The organism is Pseudomonas sessilinigenes (assembly GCF_003850565.1).
Classification (GTDB): Bacteria; Pseudomonadota; Gammaproteobacteria; order Pseudomonadales; family Pseudomonadaceae; genus Aquipseudomonas; species Aquipseudomonas sessilinigenes.
Map to the genome: position 1 here is coordinate 5,580,409 of NZ_CP027706.1, position 20,914 is coordinate 5,601,322.

Annotated in this window: 16 protein-coding genes; 15 read left to right on the forward strand and 1 reads right to left on the reverse strand. The window is 65.0% G+C overall.

The genetic code is table 11. The annotated features are described in order from the left end of the window. The first annotated feature begins 42 nt into the window (after window positions 1–42). Together C4K39_RS25665 and C4K39_RS25670 are read left to right on the forward strand one after the other, a co-directional pair. Complete coding sequence (locus tag C4K39_RS25665; RefSeq protein WP_124347734.1) at window positions 43–2,037, forward strand: methyl-accepting chemotaxis protein; 1,995 nt, start codon at window positions 43–45, stop codon at window positions 2,035–2,037. A 73-nt stretch (window positions 2,038–2,110) separates the two neighbouring features. Further along, complete coding sequence (locus C4K39_RS25670; protein WP_068587021.1) at window positions 2,111–2,566, forward strand: SRPBCC family protein; 456 nt, start codon at window positions 2,111–2,113, stop codon at window positions 2,564–2,566. Here C4K39_RS25670 and C4K39_RS25675 read toward each other — a convergent pair whose 3' ends face one another. After that, the gene (locus C4K39_RS25675) at window positions 2,567–3,004 is read right to left on the reverse strand and encodes a nuclear transport factor 2 family protein (protein WP_124347735.1); all 438 of its coding nucleotides are present in this window, start codon (window positions 3,002–3,004) and stop codon (window positions 2,567–2,569) included. Window positions 3,005–3,226: 222 nt separating this feature from the next. Here C4K39_RS25675 and C4K39_RS25680 point away from each other — a divergent pair, with 222 nt between their 5' ends. From C4K39_RS25680 to C4K39_RS25740, 13 genes are all read left to right on the forward strand, one after another. Further along, a complete protein-coding gene (locus tag C4K39_RS25680) occupies window positions 3,227–5,059 on the forward strand; it encodes a copper resistance system multicopper oxidase (protein ID WP_124347736.1) in 1,833 nt (610 codons plus the stop codon). Continuing rightward, window positions 5,056–5,949 (forward strand): copper resistance protein B, encoded by an 894-nt coding sequence (locus C4K39_RS25685; RefSeq protein WP_124347737.1) that lies wholly within the window; start codon window positions 5,056–5,058, stop codon window positions 5,947–5,949. The genes C4K39_RS25680 and C4K39_RS25685 overlap by 4 nt, the downstream gene beginning before the upstream one ends. 59 nt (window positions 5,950–6,008) lie before the next feature. Beyond that, window positions 6,009–6,392: a copper homeostasis periplasmic binding protein CopC gene (copC, locus tag C4K39_RS25690; protein WP_068587014.1), complete on the forward strand. Its 384-nt coding sequence runs from the start codon at window positions 6,009–6,011 to the stop codon at window positions 6,390–6,392. A gap of 3 nt (window positions 6,393–6,395) precedes the next feature. After that, window positions 6,396–7,316, forward strand: coding sequence for a copper homeostasis membrane protein CopD (copD, locus tag C4K39_RS25695; RefSeq protein WP_124347738.1), 921 nt, complete (start codon window positions 6,396–6,398; stop codon window positions 7,314–7,316). A 123-nt stretch (window positions 7,317–7,439) separates the two neighbouring features. Continuing rightward, complete coding sequence (locus C4K39_RS25700; RefSeq protein WP_124347739.1) at window positions 7,440–7,889, forward strand: DUF411 domain-containing protein; 450 nt, start codon at window positions 7,440–7,442, stop codon at window positions 7,887–7,889. After that, the gene (locus C4K39_RS25705; protein WP_068595627.1) at window positions 7,886–8,320 is read left to right on the forward strand and encodes a YqaA family protein; all 435 of its coding nucleotides are present in this window, start codon (window positions 7,886–7,888) and stop codon (window positions 8,318–8,320) included. The genes C4K39_RS25700 and C4K39_RS25705 overlap by 4 nt, the downstream gene beginning before the upstream one ends. Window positions 8,321–8,908: 588 nt before the next feature. Beyond that, entirely contained in the window at window positions 8,909–10,474 is a 1,566-nt protein-coding gene (gene glgA, locus C4K39_RS25710; protein WP_068587228.1) for a glycogen synthase GlgA, read from the forward strand. Window positions 10,475–10,488: 14 nt separating this feature from the next. Next, a complete protein-coding gene (treZ, locus tag C4K39_RS25715; protein ID WP_124347740.1) occupies window positions 10,489–12,285 on the forward strand; it encodes a malto-oligosyltrehalose trehalohydrolase in 1,797 nt (598 codons plus the stop codon). After that, window positions 12,282–14,363, forward strand: a complete 2,082-nt coding sequence (gene malQ, locus C4K39_RS25720; protein WP_124347741.1) for a 4-alpha-glucanotransferase — start codon at window positions 12,282–12,284, stop codon at window positions 14,361–14,363. The genes treZ and malQ overlap by 4 nt, the downstream gene beginning before the upstream one ends. Continuing rightward, on the forward strand, window positions 14,360–17,134 hold the full coding sequence (locus tag C4K39_RS25725) for a malto-oligosyltrehalose synthase (RefSeq protein ID WP_124347742.1): 2,775 nt from the start codon (window positions 14,360–14,362) through the stop codon (window positions 17,132–17,134). The genes malQ and C4K39_RS25725 overlap by 4 nt, the downstream gene beginning before the upstream one ends. A gap of 21 nt (window positions 17,135–17,155) precedes the next feature. Next, window positions 17,156–17,443 (forward strand): DUF2934 domain-containing protein, encoded by a 288-nt coding sequence (locus C4K39_RS25730; RefSeq protein ID WP_068587218.1) that lies wholly within the window; start codon window positions 17,156–17,158, stop codon window positions 17,441–17,443. 105 nt (window positions 17,444–17,548) lie between these two features. After that, window positions 17,549–19,711 (forward strand): glycogen debranching protein GlgX, encoded by a 2,163-nt coding sequence (gene glgX, locus C4K39_RS25735; protein ID WP_068587217.1) that lies wholly within the window; start codon window positions 17,549–17,551, stop codon window positions 19,709–19,711. A 330-nt stretch (window positions 19,712–20,041) separates the two neighbouring features. Beyond that, a complete protein-coding gene (locus tag C4K39_RS25740) occupies window positions 20,042–20,800 on the forward strand; it encodes a PIG-L deacetylase family protein (RefSeq protein WP_068587214.1) in 759 nt (252 codons plus the stop codon). The last annotated feature ends 114 nt before the right edge of the window (window positions 20,801–20,914 follow it).

Consider the following 20,914-nt stretch of genomic DNA (forward strand, 5'->3'; position numbering starts at 1 on the left):
CAGCCCCCAAAGAATAAGAAACGCTCGGTAAGGACAGGTCCCATGCCCGCTTTGCGCACGATTCAAACCCGCTACACGCTGTTCCTGGTCCTGTTCATTGTCTTGATGCTGGTACTCACCGTGCTGGGCATCGGCCAGTTGGTAGCCCCCAAGCTGCGCCACACCGAAGAACAAGTCGCCCTCGATCGCATCGCCGAGGTGGCAGAACGCATCCAGGGTGAGTTGAACAAGGTCCAGGCCCAGCAACGCAGCATCACCCAGACCATCCCCCTGCTCGACAGCGACAGCATCGACCGCGTCTTGCCAGAACTGGTGGACCAATACGGCGAGCAGAAGGTCTTCGGTGGCGGCATCTGGCCCTTGCCCGGCCAGCGCACTCCGGGGCGCGCCAAGCACAGCACCTTCTGGCACCGCGATGGCTCGGGCAAGCTCAAGGTCAATACCTTCTGGAACAGTGACGCCGCGCCCAACTATTACGACCAGGCCTGGTACAAGGGCGGCCTGCAGAGCCCAGCGGGCCATTGTGCCTGGGCTGCGGCCTACAAGGATGACGCCAGTGCCGAACCGCGCACCAACTGCGCCATGGCGATCAGCCGCGACGGCGCCGCCTATGGCGTGGCGACCATCGATGTGACCCTGGGCTTTTTCAACGAGCTGGTCGCTCGCCAGGAACAGGCCCTGGGCGCCCAGATGCTGATCGTCGAGGCCGATGGCAAGATCATCAGCAACAGCTCGCGGATCAATAGCCCGATTGTCCTGAAGAACATCAGCGAACTGGCCCCCGCCTCGCCCTTCGCGGCCCAGGTGCAGCAAGCCCTGGGCAAGCACGATAGTGGCTTGCAACGCCTGGAGTTCGACAACGGCGGCGTGGCCAGCACCTTCTTCATGCGTCCCATCGAAGGCACTCCCTGGTTCCTTGCCAGCGCCCTGCCAACCCGCTTGATCACCGCCCAGCGCGACGATGTGCTGAGCACCCTGAGCCTGTTGCAATTACCCATGGTGCTGCTGCTGGTACTGCTGCAGATCTATGCCATCCGCCAACTGGTGCAACGAATGAAAGCCCTCAAGGCCAATATCGATGCCCTGGCCACTGGCGATGCCGACCTGACCCGGCGCATCACCATCCGTGCCGAGGATGAACTGGGAGCCATTGGTCACTCGATCAACCGCTTCATCAGCTACCTGCAAGACATGATCGGCGAAGTGACCCAGGCCACTGATGCCATGGCCGACAGCCTGCATCAGTTGCAGCGGACCTCGCAGCAGACCGGACAGATCCTGGCCCGACATGCCTCGGAAACCGACCAGACCGTCACTGCCATTACCCAGATGAGTTCCACCGCCGACAGTGTCGCGGCCAATGCCGCCGAGACCGCAGCCTTCACCCAGCGTGCCAATGAGCATGCCGAACATTCGCGACAGGTGGTGGGCCAAGCCTCGGGCAGCGTGATCGCCCTGGTCGAGGAAGTGGCCAGCGCGACCCAGAAAGTCGAAGCCATGCAACAAGATGCCCAGCGCATTACCGAAATCCTTGGCGTGATTGGCGCCATCGCCGGCCAGACCAACCTGCTGGCCCTCAACGCGGCCATCGAAGCGGCACGCGCCGGGGAACAAGGTCGCGGCTTCGCCGTGGTAGCCGATGAAGTACGAGCCCTGGCCGCCCGTACCCAGGCCAGCACGTCAGAGATCAACGAAATGCTCAGCCGCCTGACCCAGGGCGTCAGCTCTTCGGTTGCCGCCATGGAGAACACCCAGGCCAGCTGCCAGTCGGCAGCCGACGCCACGGCCCGGGTCAACGCCGGCCTGGACGAGATGGCCGGTTCGGTGAGCCAGATCAACAGCCTGAGCACCCAGATCGCTACCGCCGCCGAGCAACAGAGCGCCGTTACCGAAGAGATCAACCGCAGCATGGTGAGCATCCGACATATGGTCGAGGAGCTGGTACGCAGCGGCCAGGCCAGTGAAGACAACACCCAGAGCCTGTTGCAGGCCAACTCGCGAGTCAGTGCCTTGATGGGACGCTTCAAAGTCCGCTGAACGGTCGAGCGCCCTCCCGATTCAGTGCGCGAGGGCAGCTATATTTGCAGCTCCGGTCACAAGGAGGTGCGTCATGGGCCAGCGCCAGCCCCACTTGACGGGTGAATACATCAGCCAGCAGCGGTACATCGCTGCCGGCATCGACACGGTCTACTACTACCTGTCCCAGCCGGATCGCTGGCATGAATGGAACCCCGGCTCCCTGCGGGCCGACACCGGCTTGTGCGGCTCATTGCCAGCCGGCCACCGGTTCAGCGAAATCATCGACCTGCTGGGGCTGCAGGTCCAACTCAGCTATCGAGTGACCAGCGCCGTGCTGCCCCGGGAGTTCAGGGCCGTTTTCAGCTCCGCGCCACTGGATGGCAGCATCGACTACCAACTGCGCAAGCAAGGCGATGGCACGCTCCTCAAGCGTACCCTGCACTTCTCCACCGATCTCAACCTGGGTGGCCTGCGCTCGCGCATGGAGCGCCTGTCCAGCCAGGCCCTGGATAATCTCAAGCGTGTGCTCGAGGCCCCACCGGGCTGATCAGTCCCCCGGGAACACCCCGTTGCTGTTCAGCGTCTTGTCCGGCAGCACCTGGGTGGCATCCCAATGCTCGACGATCCGGCCTTGCTCCAGGCGATAGATATCGATGATCGACCTGACCACCCCGGGCTCGCGACCGGTGTTCTTGACCTGCACTATCACGTGGTCGCCATCGACGAACACCTGGCGCACCTCGCTGCGCGACGTTGGATAGTGCTCGCGCAGAAACTCGATGAACTCCCGAAACCCCTCGATACCGTCCTTGACGCCGGGGTTGTGCTGAATGTAGTGATCGCCCAGGTAAGGTCGGGCGGCGGCGAAGTCCTTGTCGTTCAGGGCCAACTGGTAGAACGCCAGCACCTTGCGCCGGTTCTCCTGCTCCAGGGGGCTATGCTCCGCCAGGGCTGGAGCGCAAAAACACACCAACACCAGCAACATCAGGTATCGCCTCGTGGGACCTCTCCAGTCTCGGGAAAACATCGGGCAGCCAGGAGCCATGACCCTGGGCATTTATAACCCCACAGTCCTTCACCGCTACAAGCCTTTCCTTGAATAGGATCGCGCTGACAAATCTGTAACCTGCCCCTCAGTTTGCTGACAGCCGTAGCTGATTAGTCTCTGCCTCAACCTGAAATCCAGGACAAACAGGACCTAATCGGCATGCATGGCAACCCCACTCGACGCAGCTTCATCAAAGGCCTGGCCGCCGCCGGAGTGCTGGCCGGCAGCGATCTCTGGCGCTCTCCAGTCTGGGCGCTGGGTACCGGTGGCCAACCCCTGGAGCTGAGCGGCCAGCAGTTCGATCTGTTCATCGGCGAATCGCCGGTCAACTTCACCGGCCAGCCGCGCACCGCCATGACCATCAACGGCAGCCTGCCCGGTCCGCTGCTGCGCTGGCGCGAAGGTGACACCGTCACCCTGCGCGTACGCAATCGCCTGGCACAGGACACCTCGATCCATTGGCACGGGATTCTCCTGCCAGCCAACATGGACGGTGTCCCTGGCTTGAGCTTCCAGGGCATCGCCCCCGGCGGGCTCTACGAGTACCGCTTCCAGGTCCGGCAGAACGGCACCTACTGGTACCACAGCCACTCCGGGTTGCAGGAGCAGGCCGGGGTCTACGGCCCCCTGGTGATCGACGCCCGCGAGCCCGAGCCATTCCAGTACGAGCGCGAGCACGTGGTGCTGCTCAGCGACTGGAGCGACATGGCACCGCAGCGCTTGATGCACATCCTGAAAAAACAGTCCGGCTACTTCAACTACCACAAGCGCACCGTGGGCGACTTCATCGAGGACGTCAGTCGCGATGGCTGGGCCGCGACCCTGGCGGACCGCAAGATGTGGGCCGAAATGAAGATGAGCCCCACGGACCTGGCCGACATCAGCGCGGCCACCTACAGCTACCTGCTCAACGGCCAGACCCCGGGCAGCAACTGGACCGGGCTGTTCAAGCCAGGAGAACGGCTGCGCCTGAGGCTGATCAACGGTTCGGCCATGACCTACTTCGATGTGCGCATCCCCGGATTGAAAATGACCGTGGTCGCCGCCGACGGCCAATACGTGCTGCCGGTCAGTGTCGACGAACTGCGCATAGCCGTGGCCGAGACCTACGACGTGCTGGTCGAACCAGGCCCTGAACCGGCCTACACCCTGTTCGCCCAATCCATGGACCGCACCGGCTACGCCCGTGGCACCCTGGCCGTGAGCCAGGGCCTGAGTGCCGCGATCCCGGCCCTGGACCCGCGCCCACTGATCAGCATGGCCGACATGGGCATGGACCACGCCAGCATGGCCGGCATGGACCATGGAGCCCCATCCGCCATGGGCGATATGCAGGGCGAGCACCCGCCGATGGCCTCGATGGACCACAGTTCCATGCAGGGAATGCAGGGAATGCAGGGAATGCAGGGAATGCAGGGAATGGACCATGGGCAAATGACCGGCATGGGCCAGATGCAGTCTCACCCGGCCTCGGAAACCGGCAATCCACTGGTGGACATGCAAACCATGAACCCGACGCCAAAGCTCGACGATCCCGGGATCGGCTTGCGCGCCAACGGCCGCAGGGTACTGACCTACGCCGACCTGCGCAGTGCCTTCGAGGACCCCGACGGCCGCGAGCCTGGCCGCACTATCGAACTGCACCTGACCGGGCACATGGAAAAGTTCGCCTGGTCCTTCGACGGCATCAAGTTCAGCGACGCACAACCTTTACGCCTGCACTACGGCGAGCGGGTACGCATCACCCTGGTCAACGACACCATGATGACCCACCCGATCCACCTGCATGGAGTGTGGAGCGACCTGGAAGACGAACAGGGCCGGTTCCTGGTGCGCAAGCACACCATCGACATGCCACCGGGTACCCGGCGCAGCTATCGGGTCACCGCCGACGCCCTCGGGCGCTGGGCCTACCACTGCCACCTGCTGTACCACATGGAGATGGGCATGTTCCGGGAAGTGCGAATCGAGGAAGAGAGGGCTGCGACATGAAACTGACCGCATGCCGTCTATTGTCCGCAGCCCTGTTCGGCCTGGGCCTGGCCGGGTTTCAACCGGCCGGCGCGGCAACCACGGGCTTAGGGCAGGCCATGCCCGCCATGGACCATAGCCAGATGGGCACCCTGCACGATGGCATGCAGGCCATGGACAGCGCGCCACCCCCCACCACCAGCCGTACACCGATCCCGCTGCCCAGCGATGCCGACCGCCAGGCCGCTTTCCCCGACGTCGACGGTCATGGCGTGCACGACCGCGCCATCAACTCGTTCTGGCTGCTCAATCAACTGGAATACCAGGATGCCGAGCGCGGTAGCGCCCTGGCCTGGGAACTCAATGGCTGGATCGGCGGCGACATCGACCGCCTCTGGCTGCGCAGTGAGGGCGAACGCACCAACGGTGTCACCGAGAACGCCGAACTGGAGGCACTCTGGGGCCATGCCGTCGGGCCCTGGTGGGATCTGGTCACGGGCGTACGCCAGGACTTCAAACCCGGCTCGCCACAAACCTGGGCCGCCCTGGGCCTGCAGGGCATGGCCTTGTACAACTTCGAAAGCCAGGCCACCGCCTACCTGGGCGAAGGCGGCCAGGCGGCCCTGCGCCTCAAAGGCGATTACGACATTCTGCTGAGCAACCGGCTGATCCTGCAGCCCACCGCCGAGGTCAACCTGTACAGCCGCAACGACCCTCAACGGGGCATGGGTACGGGCCTGGCAGACAGCGAAGTCGGCCTGCGCCTGCGCTACGAACTGCACCGCCAGTTCGCCCCCTACATCGGCGTGACCTGGAACCGCAGCTACGGCAAGAGCGCCGACTACGCCCGCGAAGAAGGCGACAAGCGCGGCGAAACGCGCCTGGTCTTGGGCGTGCGCCTGTGGTTCTGAAATCCAACAGCGCCACTCCTCACATCAACCATTGGCGGCTACGTCGCCGGGAGCCTTGCATGCCATCCCTGAAAACACTCAACACCAGCCTTGTCCTGGGCAGTGCCCTGCTGTTTGCCGCACTCGCCCAGGCCCACCCGAAACTGCTGTCTTCATTGCCGGCCGAAGGAGCGCGGGGACCGGCGCCGGAACGCATCGAACTCAAATTCTCGGAAACCCTAACGCCGCAGTTCTCCGCCGCCAAGCTGGTGATGACCGCCATGCCGGGCATGGTCCATCCCCCGATGCCGATCAACGCCAGGATCAGTGCCGGTAGCGATCCCAAGACCCTGCTCGTCACCCCCTCCAGTCGCCTGTCTGCCGGTCGCTACAAAGTGGAGTGGCGTGCGGTATCCGCCGATACGCACCCGATTACCGGCGCCATGACCTTCACCGTCGACTAAACCATGGACCACGTCCTCACCATTGCTTTGCGCCTGGCGCTGTACCTCGACCTGATGCTGCTGGCAGGGCTGCCGCTGTTCCTGCTCCAGGCGCCTGGGCAACTGCGTGCGAACTGGAATCCGCGCCAGTTGAAGCGCCTGCTGATGCCCTGTGCGCTACTGGGGTTGCTGCTGTCGCTGATCGCCCTGGTACGCCTGGCCCTGGAGCTCGACGGCCAGAACCAGCTCAGCCAATTGCAAGCGACCACCCTGTACATGCTATGGACCCAGACTGCCGTGGGCCAAAGCTGGATCCTGCGCATGGCAATGCTGCTCGGAGTCCTCCTGGCCTTGATCCTGATGACCCGGGCAGCCTACGGCGGCCTGTGGCTGCTGGCCGGTTGTTCCACCACGGCCCTGGCCACCCTGGCCTGGAACGGACACGGCGCCATGAGCGAGGGCCCGCTCCACTACCTGCACCTGGCCAGCGACATTCTCCATCTATGGGCTGCAGGGGCCTGGTTCGGTGCCCTGCTGGCCTTTGTCCTGCTGCTCAGGGGCAATTGCCTGGTGGTAGAAGACCAGCCGCACTTGCTAGCCAGTGCCCTGAGAGGTTTTGAGCGAGCCGGAGGCCTGATCGTGCTGGTCCTGCTACTGAGCGGCATGGCCAACCACCTGATGATCAGCGGCCCGGTATTCGCTCCGTTGGCAGATAGTTTCTATGGCCAGTTGTTGCTGCTCAAGTTGCTGCTCTTGGCTGCAATGCTGGGGTTGGCTGCGCTCAATCGTTTTCACCTGACGCCCCTGCTGGAGCGCTCGACCCAGGCTGGCGACCACGCTGCCGCCCTTGTTGCCCTACGCCGCAGCCTGGGCGTGGAAGCATCGATAGCCCTGGCGATTTTCGCCCTGGTGGCCTGGTTAGGCACCCTGAACCCCGAACCCTGAAGGCAACCGAGCCGTATAACCTTGAAACACAAGCCTCGCCCCTGGCATTGCAAAAGCCGCAAAATGCACCGCGATCCGCCCAGGCCCGCCTGGGCGTTCCCTTTGTTCGACACGAGATACTGCATGAAACACTTCCTGCGTCTGGCGGCCCTGTCCGCACTGTTTTTCACCAGCTTGGCCCAGGCCGCAGCCCCTATCGATATCGACGTCCACCGGGACGCCAACTGCGGCTGCTGCAAGAAATGGATCGAACACCTGCAAGCCAACGGTTTCAGGGTCAAGGACCATGTCGAAGACAACATGAGCAGCGTCAAGCAGCGCCTGGGCGTCGTACCCCGCCTGGCGTCCTGCCATACCGCGGTGATCGACGGCAAGTTCGTCGAAGGCCATGTGCCGGCCGACCAGGTCCTGGCCCTGATCAAGCGCGCCGACCTGCTGGGCATCGCAGCCCCGGGCATGCCCATGGGCTCCCCCGGCATGGAGATGGACGGCATGGGCGCCGATGCCTATCAGGTCATCGGCCTGACCAAAGAAGGCCGCGATGTGGTGGTCGCGGACTACCCGGCCCATTGATCGGCGTCTACTGCGGCCTGTTCCTGGCGGCCTTCGGCGCCGCCACCCTGCTGCCGCTGCAATCGGAAGCCTTGCTGGTGGGCCTGTTGCTCAATGGCCAGTGGGCGGTTTTCGGCCTGTGGCTGGTGGCGACCCTGGGTAATGTCCTGGGCTCGCTGGTCAACTGGTGGCTGGGGCGGCGCCTGGAACACTACAAAGATCGCCGCTGGTTCCCCATCGCCCCACGCCAGTTGCAACGCGCCCGGAAGCACTACCAGCGCTACGGCCACTGGTCGCTGCTGTTGAGCTGGCTACCGGTGGTCGGCGACCCGCTGACCCTGGTCGCCGGGGTCATGGGCGAGCCGCTCAAGCGCTTCCTGCTGATCGTCACCCTGGCCAAGGGCGCACGCTATGCGGTGCTGGCCTGGCTGACCCTGGGCTGGATCGGCTGACCGGCCCGCCTCGGACCTTCGCGCGGCCGCTGTGGTCGTTGAGACCATCCGGGGCCTGAAACACCTTCCTCATCGAACAGGATGTCGTCGGCACTGGCCACGTTCACCCCGGCCAGATACTGCCCTGGCAGGCTACCAGCGCCTCGTCAGTTCAACGCAGGCGACACCACCGCTCGGCGCGATGCCCATTACCGGCGCACAACCTACTGGACCCTGCACCAAACCCTGGCACGGCGAGCCTCGGGCCGACCTTTCGTCGGCTGCGTTCAACCGGCCGGACTGGCGCGATGGCCAAACGCGAACCCTGCCCGGCACCGCCCAGGGTTCTGTCCTAGACTGGCTTTCGCACCGTGACCAGGCAGTCACGCCGCGCGGAAAAAAGTCGAAACTTTTCGTTCAAACCCAGAGTCAGGGTAAAGGTAGGGCCGCTGCCACTGGTGCATTCCTTGCAACGGCCTCTGCGTCCTTTCTGCTTCGACACTCGGGCCATTCAGGCTGCGCAAGGTGCGGTGCGCTCGCGCCCGGCCATGGAACGGGCGGGAACGGCGTTGAACACGCCAGAACAGATCAACAACACGGGAGAGACACATGATCAGTACCGTATTGGATACCCAGGGAGACCCCCTTCCACAGCAGGCCGGCGGGCGCAGCAATGCCCCGGGCCCGTACCCTGGGAGCAAGACGGTCCTGCCGCTGGCACGCCAGAACCCCAACCGCAAGCGCGTACTGTTCGTGACCTCGGAACTCACCGACCTGGTCAAGACCGGCGGCCTGGGGGATGTCTCCGCCGCCCTGCCCCGGGCCATGGCTCATTTGCACGATGTACGGGTCCTGATTCCCGGCTACCCCCAGGTGCTGCACAGCGAGAACCCGATTCATGTCATCGGTGAACTGGGCGGCCATGCAGCGCTACCCGCCTGCAAGATCGGCCGCATGGACATGCCCGACGGCCTGGTGATCTACGTGCTGATCTGCCCCGAACTCTACGAACGCGAAGGCACGCCCTACGGCGCCAATAATGGCCGCGACTGGCCGGACAACCATATCCGCTTCGCCCGCCTGGGCCTGGCCGCCGCCGATATCGCCGCCAACCTGGCACAGATCCACTGGTGTCCCGACCTGGTGCACGCCCACGACTGGCCTGCCGGCCTGGCCCCGGCCTACATGCACTGGCGTGGCCAGCGCACCCCGACCCTGTTCACTATCCACAACCTCGCTTACCAGGGCGTGGTCAGCCTGGCGTCCTGCCCGGAGCTGGGCATCCCCGAACATGCCCTGCAACAAGAGGGCATGGAGTTCTACGGCAAGTTGTCGTTCCTCAAGGCCGGTATGGCCTACGCCAGCCACATCACCACGGTGAGCGCCACCTATGCCAGGGAGATCACCACGCCGGCCTTCGGCTGCGGGCTCGATGGTTTCCTGGCCAGCAAGACCCAGCAGGGCCTGCTCAGCGGCATCCCCAATGGCATCGACGAGAGCTGGGATGCCGCCACCGATCCGCACCTGCATTGCCCATTCGGCATCGGCGACTGGGACGGCAAGGCCGCCAATGCAGCCCATGTCCGGCAATTGTTCGGCCTGGAGCCCAGCAACGGGCCGCTGTTCGCCGTGGTTTCGCGCCTGGTCTACCAAAAGGGCCTGGACCTCACCGAGGCGGTGGCCGAGTTCATCGTCGCCTCAGGCGGCCAGATCGCCATCATCGGGCGCGGCGAACCGGAAGAAGAGCAGTCCATGCGTGCCCTGGCCCAACGTTTTCCCGGACGCATCGCCGTCCATATCGGCTTCAACGAGACCGATGCCCGGCGCATGTTCGCCGGTAGCGACTTCCTGCTCATGCCCTCGCGCTACGAGCCTTGTGGCCTGAGCCAGATGTACGCACAACGCTTCGGCTCGCTGCCGGTGGCGCGCAATACCGGTGGCCTGGCTGACACCATCGACAACGGCGTCACCGGCTTTTTGTTCGACGAGTCCACCGTGACCAGCTACCAGCAGGCCCTTGCCCGGGCGTTCAAGGTCTTCGCGTACCCACGGCTGCTCAATGCCATGCGCTGCCGGGCCATGGCCGCGCCATTCAACTGGTGCCAGGCCGTGGAGCCCTACGCCGAACTCTATGAACAGCTGGTAGCCCAGGCCCTGGGGCACACCGCCAGGTAAGGGAGGCCACGCCGATGCCCTCAAGCACGCCACCGACCTGGCACCACGGCGCACTGCCGCTCGATGCAGAGCGCACTCGGTTCGCGCTGTGGGCACCGGATGCACGCTACGTCAGCGTGGAGCTGGAGAACGGCCAGTCCCTGCCGATGCTGCCCCAACCCGAAGGCTGGTTCGTGATCCAGGCGCGCTGCCCCGCCGGTAGCCGCTATCGCTTCAATATCGACGACCAGCTCCAGGTGGCGGACCCGGCGTCCAGGGCGCAGCACGGCGGTGTCCATGGCACCAGCCTGGTACTCGACCAGCAGGCCTACCGCTGGCAACACCCACATTGGTGCGGCCGCCCCTGGCATGAAGCCGTGATCTATGAACTGCACGTTGGCGTCATGGGCGGTTATGGCGCCGTGGCCCAGGCACTGCCCGCCCTGGTGGAACTGGGCGTGACCGCCATCGAGCTCATGCCCCTGGCCGAATTCCCCGGCACCCGCAACTGGGGCTACGACGGGGTCCTGCCCTATGCCCCCCAAGCCTCCTATGGCACCCCGGACGAGCTCAAGGCACTGATCGATACGGCCCACAGCCTGGGCTTGGCGGTGATCCTGGATGTGGTCTACAACCACTTCGGCCCGGACGGAAACTACCTGCAGCGTTATGCCCACGGGTTCTTTCGTGACGACCGGCATACCCCCTGGGGCGCAGCCATCGACTTCCGCCGCCGGCCGGTGCGCGACTTCTTCATCGACAATGCGTTGATGTGGCTGCTGGACTATCGCTTCGATGGCTTGCGCCTGGACGCCGTGCACGCCATCGACGATCCGGACTTTCTCCAGGAACTGGCGCACCGGATACGCGAGGCGACCCCCACCGGACGGCACATCTGGCTCACCCTGGAAAATGAGCGCAACCAGGCCAGCCTGTTGCGCCAGGGCTTCGATGGCCAATGGAACGATGACGCCCACAACGCCCTGCATGTGCTGCTGACCGGCGAGCAGGAAGCCTACTACGCGGACTTTGCCCAACAGCCCACCGAGCAACTGGCCCGTTGCCTGAGCCAGGGGTTCGCCTTCCAGGGACACACCGACCGCCATGGGCAGGCCCGTGGCGAACCCAGCGCCGACCTGCCACCCACAGCTTTCGTGCTGTTCCTGCAGAACCACGACCAGATCGGTAACCGCGCCTTTGGCGAACGCCTCAATCAATTGGCGCCCCCCCAGGCCCTGCACGCGGCCACGGTGTTGTTGCTGCTATCGCCCATGATCCCGTTGCTGTTCATGGGTGACGAGGCAGCGGCCCGGGAGCCGTTCCTGTTCTTCACCAGTCATCAGGGCGAGCTGGCCGAGGCGGTGCGCCAGGGCCGACGCAGTGAATTCGCAGCCTTCAGCGCCTTTGCCGACGCCGAGCAGCGCCAGCGCATTCCCGATCCCAATGCCCTGGAGACCTTCCAGGCCTCGTGCCCACGTCCCTGCCCGCAAGACGCTGCCAGTACCCGGGCGCTCTATCGTGAACTGCTGCAACTGCGGCATCGGGAGCTGGTCTGGCGCCTGCCCGGCACCCGCCCCCTGGGCACCGACGTGTTGGCCGAGGGAGCCCTTAGCGCCCGCTGGCGCCTGGGCGACGGTTGCTTGCTGCGCATCGATATCAACCTCAGCGCACACCCGGTCCAGGTGCCCCAGGCGCCCAGTGTCCAGCCCTGGTTCCAGTATCCACCCCAGCCCAGCGGGCACTGGAGCCAAGGCAGCTTGCCGGCCTTCAGCGTGCAGGTGCGACTGGACTTGCAAAGCCCCTCGACTACCGCAAATGGAGAGCACCCATGAGCGATGCGCAACTGGAAATCCTCGCCAGCCGCGCCGGCCTGGCGGTGGACTGGATCGACGCCAATGGCCGCCCGCAAAAGGTCGAGCCACGGGTCCTGCGGGCGGTTCTGGCCGGTCTGGGGCATGCCGCCGACAACGACCAGGAGATCGCGCACAGCCTGGGTCAATTGCAGGCGCTCCAGGAGCACCGACACCTGCCTCCCCTGCTTACCGTGGATATCGGCCAGGGCCTCGACCTGGCCCGCTACTTTCCCCCGTTGACTCATTGCCAGGTCCAGCTGGAAGACGGCGCATCCCTGCAACTGCAATTGGATGAAGGCAGCGTGCTGCCCGGGAGCCTGCCCGTGGGCTATCACGCGGCGCACATAGAGGATGAGCACTTCATCCTCGCCGTAGCCCCCGAACGCTGCTACAGCGTGGCCGATGCGATGCACCAGGCCGTTCCCCGGGCCTGGGGGCTGAGCGTGCAGGCATACGCCTTGCGACGTAGCGGAGACGGCGGCCTGGGCGATACCCAGGCCCTGGAGGAGCTGGCCCGCCAGGCTGCGGAGCGCGGCGCCGATGCACTGGCCATCAGCCCACTACATGCCATGTTCAGCAACGACCCGCAGCGCTATAGCCCCTACTCGCCCTCCAGCCGCCTGTTTCTCAATAGCCTGTATGCCGCGCCGGCAGCGATCCTTGGCGAGCGAGCCTGGCGCATCGCCGTCGAGAGCTGCGACCTGGCGGAGCCATTGCAGGCACTGGAGAAGCTGCCCTTGATCGACTGGCCCGCAGCAGCCAAGGCCAAGCAACAGGCACTGCGCGCCCTGTACGAGGGGTTCTGCCAGGGCGAACACCCCTTGCACCAGGACTTCGCCAGCTATCGTCAGGCCGCAGGCGAAGCCTTGGAAAACCACTGCCGCTTCGAGGCTATCCAGGCCTTGCGAGTGGCCCGCGGGGAAGATCCGGACTGGCGCCACTGGCCATCGCACTGGCGTCATCCCGGGAGTCCGGCGCTGGCCCAATTGGCCAGGGAACAGGCCCACGACATCGGTTTTCATGCCTTCTGCCAGTGGTTGATCGCCCGCTGCCTGGAACGGGTCCAAAATGCCGCCCGCAGTAGTGGTATGGGCATCGGTCTGATCGCCGACCTGGCGGTAGGCGCCGATGGCGGCGGCAGCCAGGCCTGGAGCCGCCAGGACCAGTTACTGGCGCAACTGACCGTGGGCGCACCGCCGGATATCCTCAATCGCCAGGGCCAGAGTTGGGGGATCTCGGCCTTCTCTCCGGAGGGCCTGCAACGCAACGGCTTCCAAGCCTTTATCGAGATGCTGCGGGCCAACTTCGCCCATGCCGGCGGCCTGCGCATCGACCACGTGATGGGCTTGCAACGACTGTGGGTGATTCCCCTGGGCGCCGCCCCTTGCGATGGGGCCTACCTGCACTATCCGGTGGATGATCTGTTGCGCCTGCTGGCCCTGGAGTCCCACCGGCACCAGGCCATCGTGCTCGGCGAAGACCTGGGCACCGTCCCGGACGGCCTGCGGGAGAAACTCACGACCCGGGCCATGCTCGGCATGCGCGTGTTGCTGTTCGAGCAGGATCACGGCTGCCACTTCAAGCCCATCCTCGACTGGCCGGACAATGCCCTGGCCACCTCCAGCACCCACGACCTGCCAACGCTCAATGGCTGGTGGCGTGGCCGCGATATCGACTGGAACCAGCACCTGGGCCTGGTGGACGACAGCACTGCCCGGCAGTGGCGCGAGCACCGCCAGCGTGAACGCGACGGCTTGCGCCATGCCCTGGCCCGGGACCCACAGAACTTTCGCGAGCCCTTTGACGAGACCGACCAGGTGCTGGATGCCAGTGTGCGCTTTCTTGGGCACACGCGGGCGCCCCTGGTGCTACTGCCCCTTGAGGACGCACTGGGGATCGACGAGCAGGCCAACCTGCCCGGCACCGTCGAGGGCCATCCCAACTGGCGTCGGCGCTTGGCTGGCAGCGCCAGGCGCCTGCTGGACGACAGCGACGCGGCCCGGCGCCTGGAGCAACTGGCCCGGGCGCGGCAACAAGCCCATGAGCGTGACCGATGACCGGGGTCGTGCGAGCCAGCCTGCGCCTGCAGTTCCACCGGGGCTTCACCCTGGACGATGCCGTGCCGCTGGTGCCCTACTTCGCCAGCCTGGGCATCAGCCATGTCTATGCCTCGCCGCTGTTGTGCGCCCGTGCCGGCTCCCTGCATGGCTACGATGTCGTGGACCCGACCCGGGTCAACCCGGAGCTGGGGGGCGAAGCCGCCCTGGAGCGCCTGGTGGCCGCCCTGCGCCAGCATGACATGGGCCTGATCCTGGATATCGTGTCCAACCACATGGCGGTGGGTGGCGACGACAATCCCTGGTGGCTGGACCTGTTGCGCTGGGGTCGCCTGAGCCCCTACGGCGAGTTCTTCGATATCCAGTGGCACTCACCCGACCCGCTGCTGGAAGGCCAGCTGCTCTTGCCGTTCCTGGGCAGCGACTACGGCCAGGCGCTGCAGGAAGGCAGCCTGCAACTTTGCCTGGAGGAGGATTGCCGTGGTTTCCATGTCCGTCACCACGAGCATCGTTTCCCCATCTGCCCCAGCGACTACGCCCCTTTGCTACGCCCCGACGAAACCCGGCACCCAGAGGCCGGGGCGGCCTTGAAACCCCTGGCCGACGACTTCGCTGCCCTGCGCTTCAACGGCGACGCCCACGCCCAGGCGCTGCTCCTGCAAGAGGCGCTGGCCCAGGCGCTGCAACAACCGCTGCTACGCCGGGCCGTGCAAGAGCGCCTGCACAACTACGATTCAAGGCACGCCCCTGGCTTCGAACGCCTGCACCAGTTGCTGGAGCAGCAGAGCTATCGCCTGGCCAGCTGGCGTACTGCCGCTGACGACATCAACTGGCGCCGCTTCTTCGACATCAACGAACTGGCCGGACTGCGCGTCGAACGTCCAAGGGTATTCGCGGCCACCCACGCCAAGATCTTCGAGCTGATCGAACGGCACCTGGTGGATGGCCTGCGAATCGACCATATCGATGGCCTGGCCGATCCCCGAGGCTACTGCCGCAAGTTGCGCCGCCGGGTCGATCGCCTGCGTCCGGGGCAGCATTTGCCGATCTATGTGGAGAAGATCCTGGGTGACGGCGAGACCCTGCACCGCGATTGGGGGGTGGACGGCAGCACCGGCTATGAATTCATGAACCAGCTGTCGCTGTTGCAACATGCCAGCAGCAGCCAGGCGGTGCTGGGCGAGTTGTGGAGTCGGCACAGTGAGCGACCGGCACACTTTGCCGAGGAAGCGCGCCTGGCACGCCAGCAGGTGCTCAACGGCTCCCTGGCCGGAGACTTCGAGAGCGTGGCCCAGGCCCTGCTGCAAGTGGCACGCCTGGACCTGATGAGCCGCGACCTGACCCTGGGGGCGATCCGCCGGGCACTGCAAGAACTGATCGTGCATTTCCCGGTTTACCGCACCTACATCGGTGCCTGCGGCCGCGGTCCAGAGGACCAGCGGTTCTTCCAGCAAGCCATGGAGGGTGCCCGGGCCAGCCTGGGCGAAGCCGACTGGCCGGTGCTGGACTACCTGCAACGCTGGCTCGGAGGCCAGGGCTGGCGACAACAGCCCCTGGGCCAGGCTCGCAAGCTGCTGCGCCACGCCGGCAGGCGCTTCCAGCAACTGACCTCGCCCGCGGCGGCCAAGGCCGTGGAAGACACGGCCTTCTACCGCTCGGCGGTGTCCCTGGCGCGCAACGACGTGGGTTTCAACAGCGAGGTATTCAGCGCCCCTATGGCCGCCTTCCACCAGGCTTGCATCGAGCGCCTGGCAAGCTTTCCCGACAATCTGCTGGCCAGCGCCACCCATGACCACAAGCGCGGCGAAGACAGCCGTGCACGCCTGGCCGTGCTCAGCGAACGCGCCACCTGGTACGCCCGGCAGGTGGACCACTGGCGGGCCCTGGCCACTCCCTTGCGCCCATCCGCCCTGGCACCTTCGGCGGCGGACGAGTTGATTCTCTACCAGGTCCTGCTGGGCAGTTGGCCCCTGGACCTGCACACCGAAGACCGACCTGCCCTGCAGGCCTATGCCGGACGTATCTGGCAGTGGCAGGAAAAAGCCCTGCGCGAGGCCAAGCTGCACAGCAGCTGGGCCAGCCCGAACCGGCCATATGAAGAGGCGGTACACGCTTTTATCGAGCACCTGCTGCTGTCCCCCCAGGGCTCGCTCCTGCGCCAGTCGATCGCCGCTGCCGCCAACGCCATTGCGCCCGCCGGCGCCCTCAACAGCCTGGTGCAGACCATGTTGCGCCTGACCGTGCCCGGCGTTGCCGACCTGTACCAGGGCAACGAATTCTGGGACTTGAGCCTGGTGGACCCGGACAACCGCCGCCCCGTGGACTACCCAACCCGGCAACGAGCGCTGGAGCACCCGGCACCGCTGGCCTGCCAGTTGGCCCAATGGCGCGAAGGGCCTATCAAGCAAGGTTTGATCGCCCGCACCCTGGGGCTACGGCGCCAGCACCCGGGGCTGTTCCAGCGCGGCAGCTACCGGCCACTGACCGTGCTCGGGCAACACGCCGGGCAGGTGCTGGCTTTTGCCCGTGAATACCGCCAGCAGCGGCTGCTGGTGGTGGTGCCGATACAGGTGGCCGGACTGCTGGGCGACAGTACGTGTCCCCAGGTCGCTCCCGAGCTCTGGGGCGATACCCGGGTGCAACTACCGTTCGCCGTCTCGAGGGGCAATTTGAATGGACTTTTTTCCAACGGGCCAGTCACAGCTCACGGTGAGCTGATGCTCAGCGAGGTGCTACGAGACTTTACGCTCAACCTCTTGATCGAACATTGAAGCCACTCCAGGAGCATTGCGATGAGTACCGACGACAAACGCATTCGTGAGTTCGCCTATCAGATCTGGGAGTCGGAGGGTAAACCCGAAGGCCAGGAAAAACGCCACTGGGAAATGGCCCGCAAGCTGGCGGAGGCCGAGGCCCTGGCGCCAAGCAAGCCGGTCAAGGCCAGCCCGGCTACCGCCAAGCCCGGCAGCAAGGCAACAGCCAAACCCAAGGCCAAGGCGCCCACCGCCGTGGTGCCACCGGGCGAGAAGCCGGTGGCCGCGAAAAAGCCGCGCGCCCCGCGCAAGCCCCCGGCCCGTTGAGACCCGACCCGGCCTGACCGGAGCCCGTGACAGGCCCCTGCCACCCCCATTTGGGCGTGGGGCATGCACCCCGCTCGATCCGCCACTGTCACTGCAGGAGCCATCATGAGCACATCCAAGCACGGCACAACGTTCACACCCCAGGGCGAGCCATCACGCATCCGCGAAGGCCTGCCCTTCCCCCTGGGTGCCACCTGGGACGGCCTGGGTGTCAACTTCGCGCTGTTCTCGGCCAACGCCACCAAGGTCGAACTGTGTGTGTTCGACGCCGCCGGCGAGGTGGAGCTCGAACGTATCGAACTCCCGGAATACACTGACGAGATCTTCCATGGCTACCTGCCCGATGCCCATCCCGGCCTGGTCTACGGCTACCGCGTGCACGGGCCCTATGATCCGCCCAATGGCCATCGCTTCAATCCCAACAAACTGCTGATCGACCCCTACGCCAAGCAATTGGTGGGGACGCTGAAATGGTCCGAGGCATTGTTCGGCTATACCATCGGCCACCCCGAGGCCGACCTGAGCTTCGATGAGCGCGACAGCGCGCCCTTCGTCCCCAAGTGCAAGGTCATCGATCCGGCCCACACCTGGGGCGACGACCAGAGGGTCAGCGTGCCCTGGGACAAGACCATCCTCTACGAGACTCACCTGCGGGGGTTCACCATGGCGCATCCGGCGGTACCAGAAGCCCTGCGCGGTACCTGTGCCGGGCTGATGGTGGACGAGGTGCTGGCGCACATCCGCAAGCTGGGGGTGTCTTCGGTGGAACTGCTGCCGGTCCACGCCTTCGTCAATGACCAGCACCTGCTGCACAAGGGCATGACCAACTACTGGGGCTACAACAGCATCGCGTTCTTTGCCCCCGACCCGCGCTACCTGGCCAGCGGCAAGATCGCCGAGTTCAAGGAAATGGTTGCGCACCTGCATGAGGCGGGCCTGGAGGTGCTGCTGGACGTGGTCTACAACCATACCGCCGAGGGCAACGAGCAAGGCCCGACACTGTCCATGCGCGGTATCGACAATGCCTCCTACTACCGCCTGATGCCCGACGACAAACGCTTCTACATCAACGATTCCGGCACCGGCAACACCCTGGACCTGAGCCACCCCTGCGTCCTGCAAATGGTCACCGACTCGCTGCGCTACTGGGCCGGCGAGATGCACGTCGATGGTTTCCGCTTTGACCTGGCGACCATTCTCGGGCGTTATCACGATGGTTTCGACGAGCGCCACAGCTTCCTCGTGGCCTGCCGCCAGGACCCGCTGCTGCGCCAGGTGAAGATGATCGCCGAGCCCTGGGACTGCGGCCCCGGGGGCTACCAGGTAGGCCGCTTCCCGCCGGGCTGGATGGAGTGGAACGATCGCTTTCGCGATACCGTGCGCGCCTTCTGGAAAGGCGATGATGGCCAGTTGGCAGACTTCGCCGCGCGCATGACGGCTTCTGGCGAAATGTTCGACCAGCGGGGCCGGCGTCCCTATGCCTCGGTCAACTTCGTCACCGCCCATGACGGTTTCACCCTGCATGACCTGGTGTCCTACAACGACAAGCACAACGAAGCCAACGACGAGAACAACCAGGACGGCAGCAACAACAACCTGTCCTGGAACCACGGGACGGAGGGGCCCACCGACGACTCGCAGATCAATGCCCTGCGCCTGCGCCAGATGCGCAACTTCTTCGCCACCCTGTTGCTGGCCCAAGGGACTCCCATGATGGTGGCCGGCGACGAGTTCGCCCGTACCCAGCACGGCAACAACAATGCCTATTGCCAGGACAGCGAGATCGGCTGGGTCAACTGGAACCTGGACGAGGACGGCAAGTCGCTGCTCAAGTTCGTCAAGCGCCTGGTCAAGCTGCGCCTGAGCTACCCGATCCTGCGGCGTGGGCGCTTCCTGGTGGGCAGCTACAACGAAGATATCGGGGTCAAGGATGTCACCTGGCTGGCACCCGACGGCAGCGAAATGACCACCGAACGCTGGCAGGACCCGCACGGCCGCTGCCTGGGCATGCTGCTCGACGGGCGCGCCCAGGAAACCGGCATCCGCCGTGCGGGAGCCGACGCCACGGTGCTGCTAGTGGTCAATGCCCATCACGACATCGTCAACTTCCGCCTGCCACAGGTGCCGGCCGGGGAGTTCTGGACTTGCATGATCGACACCAACCAGCCAGCGGTGCATGGCCAGGAGCGCTTCGCCTTCGGTGACGAGTACTCGGTCACGGGTCGCTCGCTGCTGTTTTTCGAACTCAAGCAAGAGCCACAGGACTGATTAGGCCCCCCAGGCCCTGTGAGTTTGTAGCGCCATGTCATGGATTTGGGTGTCCGCCGAGGGTAAACGCCCGTCAGCCCGGAACGCCTTCCGGGGAATTGCGTCTACCCTTAAGTAGCAACGCAATCGATAAATCAAGCCAACGCCCTGTGTCAAAGGGCCGCGGCTGAGTATGATTGCGCAGCGACCACGCGACTCCAAAGGGATGGAGCCGCGGTACTTCACGTCGAGGCAAGCGCCATGGAATCGACGTGCGTGCAAACCCAGGGTGCGACAGGACAGTCGCTCATCATCTTTATCGGTGACCCGGAGACAGGGATGTATCAGGTTATGAAAGCCATACCCGCAATAGACAGTATCTGGCCCAGCCAGATCTGGAACAGTGCCCGCAGCCTGGCCGAAGTGCCAGCCATCAAGTTCGACATGCTGGTCCCCGCCGGTTCACGGGCGGTGATCGTTGCTCCGCACCCTGGCGATGAGGTGATCGCCACAGGCGGCCTGTTGCAAGTCCTGGCCCATCACGGGCACCCGATAGAACTGATCTCGGTCAGCGACGGTAGTGCCAGCCATCCAGGCTCGGAAGTCTGGCCAGAACGCCGTCTGAGTGTATTTCGCCCCCAGGAAAGCGCCGAAGCCCTGCGTCGCCTGGGCCTGCCTCTGCACAGCCTGAAGTGGATTCGCGGTGGCTTTGCCGACAGAGCCCTGAGCGAACGCGAACACCAGCTGGTGCCCTTCATCAGCCGTTACTTGCGTCCGGGCGATGTGGTGTTCAGCACCTGGCGAGCCGACGGCAACCTCGACCACGAGGCCGTTGGACGGGCGGCGGCCAAGGCCGCTGCCCAAATGGGCGCGTGCTTCCATGAGATCCCGGTGTGGGCCTGGCACTGGTCGCCACGCGAAGAGCACCAGATTCCCTGGCACCGTGCGCGCAAGCTACGCCTGGATACCTGGACCGTAGCCCGCAAGCGCCATGCCGCCCACGCCTATGCCAGCCAGCTGCAGGGCGAACCCGAGATCGGCCTGGAGCCCTCGTTGTCGCCGGTCGTGCTGGAGCGCCTGCGCCTGCCCTACGAGATCATCCTCATGTAATGCCGCTGGGTGATCCAGGCAAGGGTTGCCGTATGTCTGGATTCTCCTGCAAATGCTGGCGCGCCCATCGCAGTAGTGCATGCTCCTTGCGGGGAATTTCCCGTAGAGGAGTTA